Origin of the sequence: Mycobacterium colombiense (genome assembly GCF_001665835.1) — a bacterium.
Lineage (GTDB): Bacteria > Actinomycetota > Actinomycetes > Mycobacteriales > Mycobacteriaceae > Mycobacterium > Mycobacterium colombiense_A.
On sequence record NZ_LZSX01000076.1, the window covers coordinates 1 to 1,407 of the forward strand.

Consider the following 1,407-nt stretch of genomic DNA (forward strand, 5'->3'; position numbering starts at 1 on the left):
TTGGCGCTGTCCTTCCCGCTCTACAGCCACCTGGCGTTCAGTGGGGCAAACCGTACTACCGTCGCGAACGCGATGGCAGTACAGGCGACAATCGCATACTTCCTGGGCATCTTCGCGGCGCTGTTACCCATCCCGTCGCTGAGGAACTGGACGCGATTCCAGCGCGTCCAAGCTGTGGTCCTTCCGTTTGTCATCTGTTCCTATACAACACATTTGACCTGGGAATTGGGCTGGATCATCCTCCATAAAGCAATCCCTGCTGCCCGCAACGCCGCTTGGGCCTATCCGTGGTGGAACTACATCGATGGCGGTGACGTGCGCTACCTGCACGCCGAACCCAGTTTCATGATGATCGAGGTGCTTTCGGTCATCAACGCGTGCGTCGGGGTCACCGGGCTCATCCTGTTGTTCCGGTCGAAGTTCACCAACAACAAGGGCACGTTGCTGGTCATGTCGACGGCGGTCACCCACACCGTGCTCACGTGGTATTACTACGGGACCGAGATCCTTAATGGATTCGGCTCGGTCAACACCGCGAGCTTCATGGACTTCGGCGTGAAGTTCATTCTTCTCAACGCCCCGTGGCTCATCGGCCCGTGGTTCGTCCTGCTGTGGGGATATCAACTGTTGAAACGCCAGTTCGCCAACGAGGCAGTGTCGCTGGGCAGCGTTTGAGGGCACGTCCCCGGGGCGATCGCGCACACCCTGGTCTCCGATAGGGCGGCGGGCGACACGCGAAATCCCCGCACGATAGCTCTACGCGGGCACGGTCCCCGCCGGATCGTCGCGGCCGGCCGCGCGATCAGCCGCACCGCCTACCTCAACGTCGACTTCCTCGACTACGTCCTGACCGACATACCACTGCAGGCCACGGCGCGCATCGGCTCCATCGAAGGTCGCAAAACCTTTCTCAGCGCCGAACTAACCCGCCCAGATGACACGCCAGTCGCCAAAGCCACCACTCTGATGATCGCGCTGCAACCCCACCAACGATGAACCACTAAACTGGGTCGCGAGCGCCGGTATTGCGGCCGAACCCTGATCATTTTCGTCTGATCGTGGGATCGTGTGTGCCTCAACCGCAACCACGAAGCACGCTTATCAAAGCCAACGTGCCATTCGCCAAGCACGAGCACAACCGATGACACCGCCGCGTGCCCTGGGCTACTGCACGCCGCCCGAGTACGCTGCGGTCTGCAGGCGCAGCTCACACCCCGCCCGCCTCTGCAGCATTAATCGATCTAGATCAACAAACCCGACTCTAAAAACGGGGTGGGCTCAGAAACGGGGACTCGTCAACCGGCCTCGTCCATCACATGCACGTCGTGATGGTCTTCGGCCCAGTCGTCGCCGATGAAGATCACCAGCGTCACACCTGTGCGTGGAGGTTGGTGAACACGCGGGAGT

At 60.7% G+C, this 1,407-nt stretch carries 1 protein-coding gene; it reads left to right on the forward strand.

All coding sequences use genetic code 11. The features are described from left to right. On the forward strand, positions 1-675 hold a 675-nt coding region (locus A5760_RS17705), incomplete at its 5' end, for a hypothetical protein (RefSeq protein ID WP_064883098.1). Positions 676-1,407: the final 732 nt, after the last annotated feature.